This is a genomic window from Citrobacter sp. CK194 (assembly GCF_030333395.1).
In the GTDB taxonomy this organism is placed as follows: domain Bacteria; phylum Pseudomonadota; class Gammaproteobacteria; order Enterobacterales; family Enterobacteriaceae; genus Citrobacter_B; species Citrobacter_B koseri.
This window is the reverse complement of sequence record NZ_JAOWGA010000015.1, coordinates 121,785-137,152: the sequence shown is the minus strand read 5'-3', so window position 1 is coordinate 137,152 and position 15,368 is coordinate 121,785. Positions and strand designations below refer to the sequence as shown.

The window sequence follows — 15,368 nt, the reverse complement described above, 5'->3', positions numbered from 1 at the left end:
TATAGCGCCAGATATTAACCGCGAGGAGTACAGTCGCAGATGGCAAAACAGAAAAAACGTGGCTTCTTTTCCTGGCTGGGCTTTGGTGAAAAAGAGCAGGAACAGGAACAAAAAACCGAAGAACAACAGCGTGTTGAAGAACAGTTAGCGCCAGAAACGCCTGTTGAGACGGCGGCAGACGCCGACGCGGAAACGCACGCCCACGGCAAGGCGGAGACCGACGCTTTCGCCGAAGCCGTGGTGAACGTCACCGAACAGGTTCAGGAAAGCGAAAAACCGCAGCCGGTTGAGCCAGAGCCTGTCGTAGAGCCTGTTGTTGACCCCGTGGTTGAAGAAGACATCGTTGAGCCGCAGGCGGTGGTGGAACATGAAGAACTGCCGCTGCCGGAAGAGGTGAACGTCGAAGAGACGTCGCCTGAAGAGTGGCAGGCCGAAGCGGAAACGGTAGAGATCGTGGAGGCGGTAGAAGAAGAGGCGCAAAACGAACCGCAACTGACCGACGAAGAACGGGAAGCGCAGGCGCTGGTGGTGGAAGCGGCGGAAGACGCGGTGGTTGTCGTGCCGGCGGCGGAAGAAGAGACGCCGGTTGAGGAGGTGATTCAGGAGCAAGAGAAGCCGACAAAAGAGGGTTTCTTTGCGCGCCTGAAACGTAGTCTTCTGAAAACAAAAGAAAATCTCGGTTCAGGATTTATCAGTCTGTTCCGTGGTAAGAAAATCGACGATGATCTGTTTGAAGAACTGGAAGAGCAGTTACTGATTGCCGATGTGGGCGTGGAAACCACTCGCAAGATCATCGCTAACCTGACAGAGGGCGCCAGCCGCAAACAGCTGCATGACGCCGAAGCGCTGTATGGCCTGCTGAAAGACGAGATGGGCGATATCCTCGCAAAAGTTGACGAACCGCTTAATATTGAAGGCAAAACGCCATTTGTTATTCTGATGGTTGGCGTTAACGGCGTGGGGAAAACCACCACGATCGGTAAGCTGGCGCGTCAGTTCGAGCAGCAGGGCAAATCCGTGATGCTGGCGGCGGGGGATACCTTCCGTGCGGCGGCGGTAGAGCAGTTGCAGGTCTGGGGCCAGCGTAACAACATTCCGGTTATCGCCCAGCATACTGGCGCGGATTCCGCTTCCGTTATCTTTGACGCCATCCAGGCGGCGAAAGCGCGTAATGTGGATGTGCTGATTGCCGATACCGCGGGTCGCTTGCAGAACAAAGCGCACCTGATGGAAGAACTGAAAAAAATCGTTCGCGTGATGAAGAAACTCGACGAAGATGCGCCGCATGAAGTGATGCTGACCATCGACGCCAGCACCGGGCAGAATGCGATAAGCCAGGCCAAACTGTTCCATGAAGCGGTTGGCCTGACCGGTATCACCCTGACCAAGCTGGATGGTACGGCGAAGGGTGGGGTTATCTTCTCGGTTGCCGATCAGTTTGGCATTCCTATCCGCTATATTGGTGTGGGCGAACGTATCGAGGATTTACGTCCGTTTAAGGCGGACGATTTTATAGAGGCACTTTTTGCCCGAGAGGATTAACAATGATTCGCTTTGAACATGTCAGCAAGGCCTATCTCGGTGGGAGACAAGCGCTGCAAGGAGTCACATTCCACATGCAGCCAGGCGAGATGGCGTTTCTGACCGGCCACTCAGGCGCGGGGAAAAGTACCCTGCTGAAGCTTATCTGTGGGATTGAACGGCCGAGCGCCGGGAAAATCTTCTTCAGCGGGCATGACATTACGCGCCTGAAAAACCGTGAAGTGCCGTTTCTGCGTCGTCAGATCGGAATGATTTTCCAGGATCACCACCTGCTGATGGATCGTACGGTCTATGACAACGTGGCGATCCCGTTGATTATCGCTGGCGCCAGCGGGGACGACATCCGTCGTCGCGTGTCGGCGGCGCTGGATAAAGTCGGGCTGCTGGACAAAGCGAGGAATTTTCCCATTCAACTCTCTGGCGGTGAGCAGCAGCGCGTGGGGATCGCCCGTGCGGTGGTGAACAAGCCTGCGGTGCTGCTGGCGGATGAACCGACCGGGAACCTGGATGATGCCTTATCGGAAGGGATTTTACGTCTGTTTGAAGAGTTTAACCGCGTTGGGGTGACGGTATTGATGGCGACGCACGACATCGGGCTTATCTCCCGTCGTTCGTACCGTATGCTCACCCTGAGCGAAGGTCATTTGCATGGAGGCCTGGTCAGTGAATAAGCGTGACGCTATCAACCAAATCAGGCAGTTTGGCGGCAGACTGGACCGTTTTCGTAAATCTGTCGGTTCGTCCGGCGACGGCGGCCGCAATGCGCCGAGACGCGCAAAACCCTCGCCAAAGCCGAACTCGCGTAAAACCAACGTCTTTAACGAGCAGGTGCGCTATGCGTTCCAGGGCGCGTTACAGGATCTGAAAAGCAAGCCGCTGGCGACGTTTCTGACGGTGATGGTGATTGCCATCTCTCTGACGCTGCCAAGCGTTTGCTACATGGTCTATAAGAACGTCAACCAGGCGGCGACGCAGTACTATCCGTCCCCGCAGATCACCGTTTATCTGCAAAAGACGCTGGATGACGACGCGGCCGCCGGGGTGGTCGCACAGCTCCAGGCCGAGCAGGGGGTGGAGAAGGTCAACTATCTCTCCCGCGACGATGCGCTTGGCGAGTTCCGCAACTGGTCCGGCTTTGGCGGCGCGCTGGACATGCTGGAAGAGAATCCGCTTCCGGCAGTGGCGGTGGTGATCCCGAAACTGGATTTCCAGGGAACGGAGTCGCTGAATACGCTACGCGATCGCATCTCGCAGATTAACGGCATTGATGAAGTGCGTATGGATGACAGCTGGTTTGCCCGTCTGGCGGCGCTGACCGGGCTGGTAGGTCGCGTTTCCGCGATGATCGGCGTGCTGATGGTGGCGGCGGTGTTCCTCGTCATCGGCAACAGCGTGCGTCTGAGCATTTTCGCCCGCCGCGACACCATCAACGTGCAGAAACTGATTGGCGCGACGGATGGATTTATCCTGCGACCGTTCCTGTACGGCGGCGCGCTGCTCGGTTTTTCAGGGGCATTTCTTTCACTGATTTTGTCAGAAATTTTGGTGATGCGCTTGTCGTCAGCGGTGACGGAAGTGGCGCAGGTTTTCGGCACGAAGTTTGATATCAATGGCTTATCGTTCGATGAGTGCCTGTTGCTGCTGCTGGTGTGCTCGATGATCGGCTGGGTTGCGGCGTGGCTTGCCACTGTGCAACATTTACGTCACTTTACTCCCGATTAATAAAAGCGTGGTATACTCTTTCCCTGCAATGAGTTCCCGTTCGCAGGGAAAGAGCATCAAAACATCTCATTCCCCTGCCCACAGTGTTTTTTCATAGCGGTGTCACATTTTGTGCGTAATTTATTCACAACGTTGCATTGAACTTGTGGATAAAATCACTGTCTGATAAAAGAGTGAGTGCTATTCTCGTTGCTCATAAACGCTGGCACGTTTGTTGCTCATTTGCAGTGCCAGACGATATAAATTGAGAGGATTTGAATGACCAAAGAAATGCAAAATTTAGCTTTAGCCCCTGTTGGTAACCTGGAATCTTACATCCGGGCTGCAAACGCGTGGCCGATGTTATCGGCTGACGAAGAACGGGCACTGGCTGAAAAGCTGCATTACCAGGGCGATCTGGAAGCAGCTAAGACGCTGATTCTGTCTCACCTGCGCTTTGTTGTTCATGTTGCTCGTAACTATGCGGGCTATGGCCTGCCGCAGGCGGATCTGATTCAGGAAGGTAACATCGGCCTGATGAAAGCCGTGCGCCGTTTTAACCCTGAAGTGGGTGTGCGCCTGGTTTCTTTCGCCGTGCACTGGATCAAAGCGGAGATCCACGAATACGTATTGCGTAACTGGCGTATCGTTAAAGTCGCAACCACCAAAGCACAGCGTAAGCTGTTCTTTAACCTGCGTAAAACCAAGCAGCGTCTGGGCTGGTTTAATCAGGATGAAGTGGAAATGGTGGCGCGCGAACTGGGCGTAACCAGCAAAGACGTTCGCGAGATGGAATCCCGTATGGCGGCGCAGGACATGACGTTTGACATGTCTTCGGACGACGAGTCTGACAGCCAGCCGATGGCGCCAGTGCTGTATTTGCAGGATAAAACCTCTAACTTTGCCGACGGCATTGAAGAGGATAACTGGGAAGATCAGGCGGCAAACAAACTGACCCACGCAATGGAAGGTCTGGACGAGCGTAGCCAGGACATCATTCGCGCCCGTTGGCTGGACGAAGACAATAAGTCCACGCTACAGGAGCTGGCCGACCGCTATGGCGTTTCTGCTGAACGTGTACGTCAGCTTGAAAAGAACGCGATGAAGAAACTGCGCGCCGCTATCGAAGCGTAATTTCCGCGAAGTGCCCGAAAAACCCTGGATGAGAATCCGGGGTTTTTTGTTTTCCAGGCCGGATAAGGCACCGCCGCCATCCGGCAAACAGGCCGACATAAATGCCCGATGGCGCTTCGCTTATCGGGCTACGGGGATAACGCTTTTTTTCTCCCCCGCTCTGGCGAATTCTTCCCCCCTGGCAAACACTTACCGATGGGTTGTGCGCATCTTAGGGGGAGAAGGTGAAAAATAACGAACTGAATGAAAGACGGTTGCAGGCGACGCCGCGCGGCATCGGGGTGATGTGCGGTTTCTATGCCGACAGAGCGGAAAACGCCACGCTGTGGGATATTGAAGGCAATGAGGTGATTGATTTCGCCGCCGGAATTGCCGTGTTGAACACCGGGCACCGTCATCCAAAAGTCATCGCGGCAATTGAAAAACAGCTCCAGTCATTTACCCATACCGCGTATCAAATCGTGCCTTATGCAAGCTATGTTACGCTTGCTGAGCGTATTAACGAGCGCGTGCCGGTCAACGGCCCGGCGAAAACGGCTTTCTTCTCTACCGGTGCGGAGGCGGTCGAAAACGCGGTGAAAATTGCGCGTGCCTGTACCCGACGACCGGGGCTGATTACCTTTGGCGGCGCGTTTCACGGGCGAACCTTTATGACGATGGCGCTCACCGGTAAGGTCGCGCCTTACAAAATTGGCTTTGGGCCGTTCCCGGGATCGGTCTATCACGCGCAATATCCGAATCCTTTGCATGGCGTTACCACGGCGGATGCGCTGAACAGTCTCGAACGGATTTTTAAAGCCGATATTGCGCCGGACCAGGTGGCGGCCATTATCCTGGAACCGGTGCAGGGGGAAGGGGGCTTTAACGTCGCGCCAACGGATTTCATGCAGGCGCTGCGTACGTTATGCGATACCCACGGCATCTTGCTGATCGCCGATGAAGTGCAGACCGGTTTTGCCCGTACAGGCAAACTGTTTGCGATGGAGCACCACGGCGTTCAGCCGGATCTCATCACGATGGCTAAAAGTCTGGCTGGCGGTATGCCGCTGTCGGCGGTATCCGGTCGCGCCGAGGTGATGGATGCGCCTGCGCCGGGCGGTCTTGGCGGCACCTACGCCGGAAACCCGCTGGCGGTGGCCGCCGCGCATGCGGTGCTTGATGTGATTGAAGAAGACGATCTCTGCACTCGCGCCACGCAGCTTGGTCAGCATCTGGTTGAGGTGTTGAACAAAGCGAAAGCCGCCTGCCCGTTCATTGCCGAGATCCGCGCGCAGGGCTCGATGGTGGCGGTAGAGTTTACCGATCCGCAAACCGGCCAGCCGTTCCCGGAATTTACCCGACAGGTGCAGGATCGCGCATTGCAGGAGGGTCTGCTGCTGCTCAGCTGCGGTGTTTACGGCAACGTGATTCGCTTCCTCTATCCGCTGACGATCCCCGATGCGCAGTTCCGTAAAGCGCTGGAGATCATTACGCGTTCGCTGACACGATAAACCGACGCCGCCCGTTGCGGCGACGCCCCGTTTTGTCATCAACTTGTTATCTGACTGTCAAATTAGCTATTCCAAAATCATAAAAATCGGGTATGTTTTAGCAGAGTATGCTGCTAAAGCACGGGTGGCTTACCATTAATTGAAATAAAGTGCTGAACAACAACATCACAACATACGTAATAACCACAATAATGGGGATTCTCAGGATGAATATGAAGGGTAAAGCGTTATTGGCAGGATGTATCGCCCTGTCTTTGAGCAATATGGCGTTTGCTAAGGATATCAAAGTGGCCGTTGTCGGCGCGATGTCCGGCCCGGTAGCGCAGTACGGCGATCAGGAATTTACCGGCGCGGAGCAGGCGATTGCCGATATCAACGCGAAAGGCGGCATCAAGGGCGATAAGCTGGTTGCCGTGAAATATGATGATGCCTGCGACCCGAAACAAGCGGTAGCAGTAGCCAACAAAGTGGTCAATGACGGCATTAAATATGTTATCGGCCACCTGTGCTCCTCATCCACGCAGCCTGCGTCCGATATCTATGAAGACGAAGGCATTCTGATGATTACTCCGGCTGCGACCGCACCGGAACTGACCGCACGCGGTTATCAGCTGATCCTGCGCACCACCGGTCTGGACTCCGATCAGGGGCCGACGGCGGCGAAATATATTCTGGAAAGCGTGAAGCCGCAGCGCATCGCCATTATTCACGATAAGCAGCAGTACGGTGAAGGCCTGGCGCGCGCGGTGCAGGATGGCCTGAAAAAAGGCAACGCCAACGTGGTGTTCTTCGACGGGATTACCGCCGGCGAGAAAGATTTCTCCACCCTGGTGGCGCGCCTGAAGAAAGAGAACATCGACTTTGTGTATTATGGCGGCTACCACCCTGAGATGGGGCAGATCCTGCGCCAGGCTCGCGCTGCTGGCCTGAAAACGAAGTTTATGGGGCCGGAAGGGGTAGCGAACGTGTCGCTGTCTAACATTGCCGGTGAGTCTGCCGAGGGGATGCTGGTCACCAAGCCGAAGAACTACGATCAGGTTCCGGCGAACAAACCGATCGTAGACGCGATCAAAGCGAAGAAACAGGACCCAAGCGGCGCGTTTGTGTGGACCACCTACGCGGCGTTGCAGTCATTGCAGGCGGGTCTGAATCAGTCCGACGATCCGGCTGAAATCGCCAAATACCTGAAAGCGAATACCGTGGAAACCGTTATGGGGCCGTTGTCCTGGGATGAGAAGGGCGATCTGAAAGGCTTTGAGTTCGGCGTCTTTACCTGGCATGCCGACGGTACGGCAACCGACGCCAGGTAATTGAGTGCCGGGTGGCGGCTTCGTCTTACCCGGCCCGCATGCCTGAAAAATTGCGTGAGAGTTGCGAAACACGTAGGCCGGATAAGCGTCAGCGCCATCCGGCTTTTTTATTACCGTTTTTCCCAGCCGTCCGCCTGCGCCGTAAACCCTAATGCCTGCATAAACGCCGCCATTACGCCTCGCTCTTCGACGCCGACATCTGCCATCCACCAGGCTGAAACGCCCGGATTATTGCGGATCACCTCTTCCACCAGATACTGCCCCACGCCGCGACGACGCGTGATCTCGCGAACCCGCAATGAGTCCAGCGCGCCTTGCGTACCGCTTAGCGTTACCCGCACAGCGCCCAACAGACGCTCGTTGAAACGCGCCGCGTAGATCCGGTGAGTATCATCTACGCTTAAAGACGAGGCGGAGTATTCCGGCCAGATTTTACCCAGATCGATGAGATCCTGGGCGCTAAAGTTTTCTAAACGAACGATGGTCAGCTTCATCGACAGCATGTCCAAATCACCAAAGAGAGAACCAGTGTACCGAAATAATGTGTTCCGACACTTTCTCTTTTTTATTTCATTTACCAGGCGATTAGTTTTTTGGCAACGATAAGTACAGTTTGAAACATCAGAGAATGAAAAACAGGCAGGATAATCCCCTGGAAGGCAGCGTTTTATTCCGCCCTTTGTACCGTTATTTTATGCTGACAAGCGCGCTTTTTTTTGTTTATCTATAGCTGAAATCAGAATATTATCTTTTCTTAATCGACTGAAAAATAGAGTGTTTACTCTGATTTTGCATAAAAAGCTGTGCTAAACCATTAATGCAACAGGTAAAAATAGCATAGTTCAAAAAAAGCACAGTCTGCTTTTTAACCACATAAATACAAAATATATACACAAAATCATTCAAGGTGCATCAAGGCGGCAAGAGCGTGAATCCCCAGGTGCTTACATAAGTTAGTGACTGGGGTGAACGCACGTAGCTAACACCGGGGCAGCTTGAAGGATGAAGTGTAATAACGTCACGAATGGGGATTCAGTAAATGAAACGGAATGCGAAAACGATCATCGCAGGAGTGGTTGCACTGGCGATGTCGCATACGGCAATGGCGGACGATATTAAAGTCGCCGTTGTCGGGGCGATGTCCGGCCCGGTAGCGCAGTGGGGCGATATGGAATTTAACGGCGCGCGTCAGGCCATTAAAGACATCAACGCCAAAGGCGGCATCAAAGGCGATAAGCTGGTGGGCGTTGAGTATGACGACGCCTGTGACCCGAAACAGGCTGTCGCGGTGGCGAACAAAATCGTCAACGACGGCATTCAGTACGTTATCGGCCACCTGTGCTCCTCTTCCACACAGCCCGCGTCTGATATCTATGAAGATGAAGGCATCCTGATGATCTCCCCGGGCGCCACAAACCCGGAACTGACGCAGCGCGGCTACGAACACATCATGCGTACGGCGGGCCTGGACTCCTCCCAGGGGCCGACGGCGGCGAAATACATTCTTGAGAAAGTGAAGCCGCAGCGTATCGCCATTATTCATGATAAGCAGCAGTACGGTGAAGGTCTGGCGCGTTCCGTACAGGACAGCCTGAAAGCGGGCAACGCCAATATCGTGTTCTTTGACGGGATTACCGCTGGCGAGAAAGACTTTTCCGCGCTGATTGCCCGCCTGCAAAAAGAGAATATCGACTTCGTTTATTACGGCGGTTACTACCCGGAAATGGGCCAGATGTTGCGCCAGGCGCGCGCTATCGGCCTGAAAACCCAGTTTATGGGGCCAGAGGGCGTGGGCAATGCCTCACTGTCTAACATTGCTGGCGCGGCGGCAGAAGGCATGCTGGTGACGATGCCAAAACGCTATGACCAGGACCCAGCGAACAAAGGCATTGTCGATGCCCTTAAAGCCGACAAAAAAGATCCTACCGGCCCTTACGTGTGGATCACCTACGCTGCGGTGCAGTCGCTGGCAACCGCAATGGATCGTACCGGCAGCAAAGCGCCGCTCGATCTGGTGAAAGATCTGAAAGCACACGGGGCTGATACCGTGATTGGGCCGCTGAACTGGGATGAAAAAGGCGATCTGAAGGGATTTGAGTTTGGTGTCTTCCAGTGGCATGCCGACGGCTCATCGACCGTTGCCAAATAACGCCTGAAGACAAGTTATCCCTCCGCCCGCGCAAAACGGGCGGGTTGAGAAAGGTTACCTTATGTCCGAGCAGTTTCTCTATTTCTTGCAGCAGATGTTTAACGGCGTCACGCTGGGAAGCACCTATGCGCTGATCGCTATCGGCTATACGATGGTTTACGGCATTATCGGCATGATCAACTTCGCCCACGGCGAGGTCTATATGATCGGCAGCTATGTCTCTTTCATGATCATCGCCGCGCTGATGATGATGGGTATTGATACCAGCTGGCTGCTGGTCGCCGCCGGGTTCGTCGGGGCTATCATTATCGCCAGCGCCTATGGCTGGAGTATTGAACGGGTGGCCTATCGGCCAGTGCGCAGTTCCAAGCGACTGATTGCGCTCATCTCCGCGATCGGGATGTCTATTTTCCTGCAAAACTACGTCAGTCTTACCGAAGGTTCGCGTGACGTGGCGCTCCCCAGCCTGTTTAACGGCCAGTGGATTATCGGCAGCAGCGAGAACTTCGCCGCCAGCATTACCACCATGCAGTTGGTCATCTGGATTGTCACTTTCCTGGCGATGCTGGCGCTGACGCTGTTTATCCGTTACTCCCGTATGGGACGCGCCTGCCGCGCCTGTGCGGAAGACCTGAAAATGGCGAGTCTGCTGGGCATTAATACCGACCGCGTGATTGCGCTGACCTTTGTGATTGGCGCGGCGATGGCGGCAGTGGCGGGCGTGCTGCTCGGTCAGTTCTATGGCGTTATCAACCCGTATATTGGCTTTATGGCCGGGATGAAGGCCTTCACCGCTGCTGTGCTTGGCGGCATCGGCAGCATTCCTGGCGCGATGATTGGCGGCCTGATTCTGGGCGTCGCCGAAGCGCTCTCCTCTGCGTACCTGAGTACCGAATATAAAGATGTGGTGTCGTTTGCGCTGCTGATTCTGGTGCTGCTGGTCATGCCGACCGGTATCCTGGGCCGCCCGGAGGTAGAGAAAGTATGAAACCGATGCATTTTGCGATGGCGCTGCTCTCTGCCGCCATGTTCTTCGTGCTGGCGGGCGTCTTTATGGGCGTTCAACTGGAACTCGATGGCACCAAACTGGTGGTGGGGACTGCTGCGGATATTCGCTGGCAGTGGGTGTTTATCTGTACTGCTGTGGTCTTTTTCTTCCAGTTGCTGCGACCGATTTTCCAGAAAAGCCTGAAGGGCATTTCCGGGCCTAAATTTGTTCTGCCAGCGATTGATGGCTCAACCGTGAAGCAGAAGCTGTTCCTGATTGCGCTGCTGGTCATCGCCGTTGTGTGGCCGTTTATGGTGTCGCGCGGCACCGTTGATATCGCCACGCTGACCATGATTTATATCATCCTCGGTCTTGGGCTGAACGTGGTGGTGGGGCTGTCTGGTCTGCTGGTGCTGGGCTACGGCGGTTTCTACGCCATTGGCGCGTATACCTTCGCGTTGCTGAACCACTATTACGGTCTGGGGTTCTGGACCTGCCTGCCGCTGGCGGGGCTGGTTGCGGCGGCGGCGGGCTTCCTGCTTGGCTTCCCGGTATTGCGCCTGCGCGGCGACTACCTGGCGATTGTGACCTTAGGCTTTGGCGAGATTGTGCGCATCCTGCTGCTCAATAACACCGAAGTGACCGGCGGGCCGAACGGTATCAGCCAGATCCCGAAACCGACATTCTTTGGTCTGGAGTTCAGCCGTACCGCCCGTGAAGGAGGCTGGGATACCTTCAGCAACTTCTTCGGCGTGAAATACGATCCATCCGACCGCGTGATTTGGCTTTACCTGGTGGCGTTGCTGCTGGTCGTCTTCTCGTTGTTTGTGATCAACCGTCTGCTGCGTATGCCGCTGGGGCGGGCATGGGAAGCGCTGCGTGAAGATGAAATTGCCTGCCGTTCATTAGGCTTAAGCCCGACGCGCATTAAGCTGACGGCGTTTACCATCAGCGCCGCGTTTGCGGGGTTCGCCGGAACGCTGTTCGCCGCGCGCCAGGGCTTTGTCAGCCCGGAGTCGTTCACCTTTGCCGAATCCGCTTTTGTACTGGCGATTGTGGTGCTTGGCGGCATGGGTTCGCAGTTCGCGGTTATTCTCGCCGCTATCCTGCTGGTGGTATCGCGCGAGCTAATGCGTGACTTCAACGAATACAGCATGTTGATGCTCGGTGGTTTGATGGTACTGATGATGATCTGGCGTCCGCAGGGCTTGCTGCCGATGACCCGTCCGCAGTTGAAACTGAAAAACGGGGAAGCGAAAGGAGAGCAGGCATGAGTCAGCCATTATTATCCGTTAACGGCCTGATGATGCGCTTTGGCGGTCTGCTGGCGGTAAACAACGTTGAACTGGAGTTGCATCCACGCGAAATCGTCTCATTGATCGGGCCAAACGGCGCCGGGAAAACCACGGTCTTTAACTGCCTGACCGGTTTCTATAAACCGACCGGCGGCACCATTATGCTGCGCGATCAGCATCTGGAAGGGCTGCCGGGCCAGCAGATTGCCCGTATGGGCGTGGTGCGTACCTTCCAGCACGTCCGCCTGTTCCGTGAGATGACGGTGATTGAAAACCTGCTGGTGGCGCAACATCAGCAGTTGAAAACCGGCGTTTTTTCGGGCCTGTTGAAGACTCCGGCGTTCCGTCGGGCGCAGAGTGAAGCGCTCGATCGCGCCGCCACCTGGCTGGAGCGTATCGGCCTGCTGGAGCACGCCAACCGCCAGGCCAGCAACCTGGCCTACGGCGACCAGCGTCGTCTGGAGATCGCCCGCTGCATGGTAACGCAGCCGGAGATCCTGATGCTGGATGAACCGGCGGCGGGCCTGAACCCGAGAGAGACCAAAGAGCTGGACGAATTAATTGCGGAGCTGCGTAATCATCACAACACCACCATTCTGCTGATTGAGCATGATATGAAGCTGGTGATGGGGATTTCCGATCGCATTTACGTGGTGAACCAGGGAACGCCGCTGGCGAACGGGACGCCGGAAGAAGTTCGCAACAACCCGGACGTGATCCGCGCCTATTTAGGTGAAGCATAATGGTGGTGACGCATAAGATGGAAAAAGTCATGTTGTCCTTTGACAAAGTCAGTGCCCACTACGGCAAAATCCAGGCGCTGCACGAGGTGAGCCTGCATATTCGTCAGGGAGAAATCGTCACCCTGATTGGCGCCAACGGCGCGGGTAAAACCACGCTGCTCGGCACGTTATGCGGCGATCCGCGCGCCACCAGTGGTCGGATTGTGTTTGATGGTAAAGACATTACCGACTGGCAGACGGCGAAAATCATGCGTGAAGCGGTGGCGATTGTCCCGGAAGGGCGTCGCGTCTTTTCCCGTATGACGGTAGAAGAGAACCTGGCGATGGGCGGTTTTTTCGCCGAGCGCGACCAGTTTCAGGAGCGCATTAAGTGGGTTTACGCGCTGTTCCCGCGTTTGCATGAGCGTCGTATCCAGCGTGCGGGCACTATGTCCGGCGGTGAACAGCAGATGCTGGCGATTGGCCGCGCATTGATGAGTCAGCCGCGTTTGCTGCTGCTGGATGAACCGTCCCTGGGTCTGGCGCCGATCATCATCCAGCAGATTTTCGATACCATCGAACAGCTGCGCGAGCAGGGAATGACCATCTTCCTCGTCGAGCAGAACGCGAATCAGGCGCTGAAGCTGGCGGATCGCGGCTACGTGCTGGAAAACGGTCATGTGGTGCTGGAAGATACCGGCGATGCGTTGCTGGCCAACGAAGCGGTGCGCAGCGCATATCTCGGAGGCTGAACCGTCTGTGTGCCCGGTGGCGCTACGCTTACCGGGCCTACTCGATCCTGTAGGCCGGGTAAGGCGAAGCCGCCACCCGGCTTTTTGTTTTTTGTACGTTTTAGTTGTACAATTTATGTGTACTTAAAAGGAGGCTATATGCGTACAATGAACTATAGTGAGGTACGGCAGAACCTTGCCTCTGTGCTTGATTCTGCTGCCACGGGTACGCCGGTGACGATTACGCGTCGGGGGCATAAATCTGCGGTTATCATCAGCGCAGAAGAATTTGAACGTTATCAGACAGCAAAACTGGATGCTGAATTTGATGCCATCATGGGCGTTCACGGCGACGAATTAAGGGAACTGGCCGATAAATGACACTTCAATTTATCTCAGCGGAAGAGATAATCCGTTTTCATGACAAATTATTGAGCGTAACGCCCGGCGTTCCGGGAATGCCGGATCCTGGGCGGGCTGAAGCGCTGTTGTACCGTGTTTTAAATAAATACGAATACGAAAGTATTACCGATGTCTGGATCCTTGCGGCGATGCATCTACTCGCTATTTCTCGTGGACATATTTTTAACGATGGTAATAAGAGAACAGCATTGTTCATCACATTACTGTTTCTCAAACGTAACGGTATCTTTCTGGCTGCTAATCCCGATTATGTTGATATGACAGTCGAAGCTGCCGCAGGACGTCTGTCGCTAGAGGAAATTGTACAGCGTTTGCGTCGGTAGCCGTCGCCCGGTGGCGCTACGCTTACCGGGCCTACATATTATCTTCACCATTCCATCATCTTCTTATCATCCTGCTGACGTTTGGCTGTCATTTATTTGTAACTAAAAAGTTATTTTTCTGTCATTCGCGCATGTCATGTTACCTCGCGAGCATAAAACGCGTGATATCGCGCATCCGGCACAACAAGAGAGATAAGCGAATGACATCGTTACGACATACAGCGTTAGGACTGGCGTTAAGCCTGGCATTCGTGGGAAACGCCATGGCCGTTACCACCATTCCATTCTGGCATTCTATGGAAGGCGAGCTGGGGAAAGAGGTTGATTCTCTGGCGCAACGTTTCAATGCGGCCAATCCTGATTACAAGATTGTGCCGGTGTATAAGGGCAACTATGAACAGAGCCTGAGCGCAGGTATCGCTGCGTTTCGTACCGGCAACGCTCCGGCGCTGTTGCAGGTTTATGAAGTCGGCACCGCGACTATGATGGCGTCGAAAGCAATTAAACCGGTCTATGAAGTGTTCAGCGACGCGGGCATCAGTTTCGATGAGTCGCAGTTTGTACCGACGGTGTCCGGTTACTACACCGATTCCAAAAGCGGACATCTGCTGTCCCAGCCGTTTAACAGCTCCACACCGGTGCTGTACTACAACAAAGACGCTTTCAAAAAAGCCGGTTTAGATCCAGAGCAGCCGCCGAAAACCTGGCAGGATCTGGCGGAGTACACCGCGAAGCTGAAGGCGGCGGGAATGAAGTGCGGCTACGCCAGCGGCTGGCAGGGCTGGATTCAGATTGAAAACTTCAGCGCCTGGCATGGTCTGCCGGTCGCCACCCAAAATAACGGCTTTGACGGTACTGACGCGGTGCTGGAATTTAACAAGCCGGAGCAGGTGAAACATATCGCGCTGCTGGAAGAACTGAACAAGAAGGGTGATTTCAGCTACTTCGGGCGTAAAGACGAATCCACTGAGAAGTTCTACAACGGCGATTGCGCCATCACCACCGCCTCTTCCGGTTCTCTGGCGGATATCCGCCACTACGCCAAATTTAATTACGGCGTAGGCATGATGCCTTATGACGCAGACGCCAAAGATGCGCCGCAAAACGCCATTATCGGCGGGGCGAGCCTGTGGGTGATGCAGGGTAAAGACAAAGAGACCTACACCGGCGTGGCGAAATTCCTCGACTTCCTGGCGAAGCCGGAAAATGCCGCTGAATGGCATCAGAAAACCGGCTATCTGCCGATCACCAAAGCGGCTTACGACCTGACCCGCGAGCAGGGATTCTATGACAAGAACCCCGGCGCGGATATTGCCACGCGCCAGATGCTGAACAAGCCGCCGTTGCCGTTCACCAAAGGTCTGCGTCTGGGCAACATGCCGCAGATCCGCACCATTGTGGATGAGGAACTGGAAAGCGTGTGGACCGGGAAGAAATCCCCGCAGCAGGCGCTGGATGCCGCCGTTGAGCGTGGTAATCAGCTGCTGCGTCGCTTTGAGCAGTCAACGAAATCGTAACGCATGATATGCCCGGAGGCGCTGCGCTTACCGGGCCTACAAG

At 55.0% G+C, this 15,368-nt stretch carries 15 protein-coding genes; 14 read left to right on the top strand and 1 reads right to left on the bottom strand.

The window, feature by feature from the left end; all coding sequences use genetic code 11:
• The first annotated feature begins 39 nt into the window (after window positions 1–39).
• From ftsY to livJ, 6 genes are all read left to right on the top strand, one after another.
• Window positions 40–1,542: a signal recognition particle-docking protein FtsY gene (gene ftsY / locus OGX80_RS06125; protein ID WP_115181024.1), complete on the top strand. Its 1,503-nt coding sequence runs from the start codon at window positions 40–42 to the stop codon at window positions 1,540–1,542.
• 2 nt (window positions 1,543–1,544) lie between these two features.
• Window positions 1,545–2,213, top strand: coding sequence for a cell division ATP-binding protein FtsE (gene ftsE / locus OGX80_RS06120; RefSeq protein ID WP_012135575.1), 669 nt, complete (start codon window positions 1,545–1,547; stop codon window positions 2,211–2,213).
• On the top strand, window positions 2,206–3,264 hold the full coding sequence (ftsX, locus tag OGX80_RS06115; RefSeq protein WP_115181025.1) for a permease-like cell division protein FtsX: 1,059 nt from the start codon (window positions 2,206–2,208) through the stop codon (window positions 3,262–3,264). Before ftsE ends, ftsX begins: the two co-directional genes overlap by 8 nt.
• Window positions 3,265–3,522: 258 nt before the next feature.
• Complete coding sequence (gene rpoH, locus OGX80_RS06110) at window positions 3,523–4,377, top strand: RNA polymerase sigma factor RpoH (protein WP_012135571.1); 855 nt, start codon at window positions 3,523–3,525, stop codon at window positions 4,375–4,377.
• A 224-nt stretch (window positions 4,378–4,601) separates the two neighbouring features.
• Window positions 4,602–5,867 carry a 4-aminobutyrate--2-oxoglutarate transaminase gene (locus OGX80_RS06105; RefSeq protein WP_115181026.1) on the top strand — a complete coding sequence of 422 codons (1,266 nt, stop codon included), beginning with the start codon at window positions 4,602–4,604 and terminating at the stop codon, window positions 5,865–5,867.
• A 206-nt stretch (window positions 5,868–6,073) separates the two neighbouring features.
• Window positions 6,074–7,177: a branched chain amino acid ABC transporter substrate-binding protein LivJ gene (gene livJ / locus OGX80_RS06100; RefSeq protein WP_024131030.1), complete on the top strand. Its 1,104-nt coding sequence runs from the start codon at window positions 6,074–6,076 to the stop codon at window positions 7,175–7,177.
• A gap of 110 nt (window positions 7,178–7,287) precedes the next feature.
• Here livJ and panM read toward each other — a convergent pair whose 3' ends face one another.
• Window positions 7,288–7,671 (bottom strand): aspartate 1-decarboxylase autocleavage activator PanM, encoded by a 384-nt coding sequence (gene panM / locus OGX80_RS06095; protein ID WP_024131029.1) that lies wholly within the window; start codon window positions 7,669–7,671, stop codon window positions 7,288–7,290.
• A gap of 545 nt (window positions 7,672–8,216) precedes the next feature.
• Between panM and livK the strand changes: the two genes are divergently transcribed.
• The 8 genes from livK (at window position 8,217) to ugpB (ending at window position 15,325) form a co-directional block, all read left to right on the top strand.
• The gene (gene livK / locus OGX80_RS06090; protein WP_012135565.1) at window positions 8,217–9,326 is read left to right on the top strand and encodes a high-affinity branched-chain amino acid ABC transporter substrate-binding protein LivK; all 1,110 of its coding nucleotides are present in this window, start codon (window positions 8,217–8,219) and stop codon (window positions 9,324–9,326) included.
• Between the two features lie 61 nt (window positions 9,327–9,387).
• A complete protein-coding gene (livH, locus tag OGX80_RS06085) occupies window positions 9,388–10,314 on the top strand; it encodes a high-affinity branched-chain amino acid ABC transporter permease LivH (protein ID WP_012135564.1) in 927 nt (308 codons plus the stop codon).
• Entirely contained in the window at window positions 10,311–11,588 is a 1,278-nt protein-coding gene (gene livM, locus OGX80_RS06080; protein WP_115181027.1) for a branched chain amino acid ABC transporter permease LivM, read from the top strand. Before livH ends, livM begins: the two co-directional genes overlap by 4 nt.
• Window positions 11,585–12,352 (top strand): high-affinity branched-chain amino acid ABC transporter ATP-binding protein LivG, encoded by a 768-nt coding sequence (gene livG / locus OGX80_RS06075; protein WP_110493706.1) that lies wholly within the window; start codon window positions 11,585–11,587, stop codon window positions 12,350–12,352. The genes livM and livG overlap by 4 nt, the downstream gene beginning before the upstream one ends.
• Before the next feature lie 17 nt (window positions 12,353–12,369).
• Entirely contained in the window at window positions 12,370–13,083 is a 714-nt protein-coding gene (gene livF, locus OGX80_RS06070) for a high-affinity branched-chain amino acid ABC transporter ATP-binding protein LivF (RefSeq protein WP_047463875.1), read from the top strand.
• A 138-nt stretch (window positions 13,084–13,221) separates the two neighbouring features.
• Complete coding sequence (locus OGX80_RS06065; RefSeq protein WP_047460592.1) at window positions 13,222–13,443, top strand: type II toxin-antitoxin system Phd/YefM family antitoxin; 222 nt, start codon at window positions 13,222–13,224, stop codon at window positions 13,441–13,443.
• Window positions 13,440–13,808 (top strand): type II toxin-antitoxin system death-on-curing family toxin, encoded by a 369-nt coding sequence (locus tag OGX80_RS06060; protein WP_047460595.1) that lies wholly within the window; start codon window positions 13,440–13,442, stop codon window positions 13,806–13,808. Before OGX80_RS06065 ends, OGX80_RS06060 begins: the two co-directional genes overlap by 4 nt.
• 200 nt (window positions 13,809–14,008) lie before the next feature.
• On the top strand, window positions 14,009–15,325 hold the full coding sequence (gene ugpB / locus OGX80_RS06055) for a sn-glycerol-3-phosphate ABC transporter substrate-binding protein UgpB (RefSeq protein WP_024131025.1): 1,317 nt from the start codon (window positions 14,009–14,011) through the stop codon (window positions 15,323–15,325).
• The last annotated feature ends 43 nt before the right edge of the window (window positions 15,326–15,368 follow it).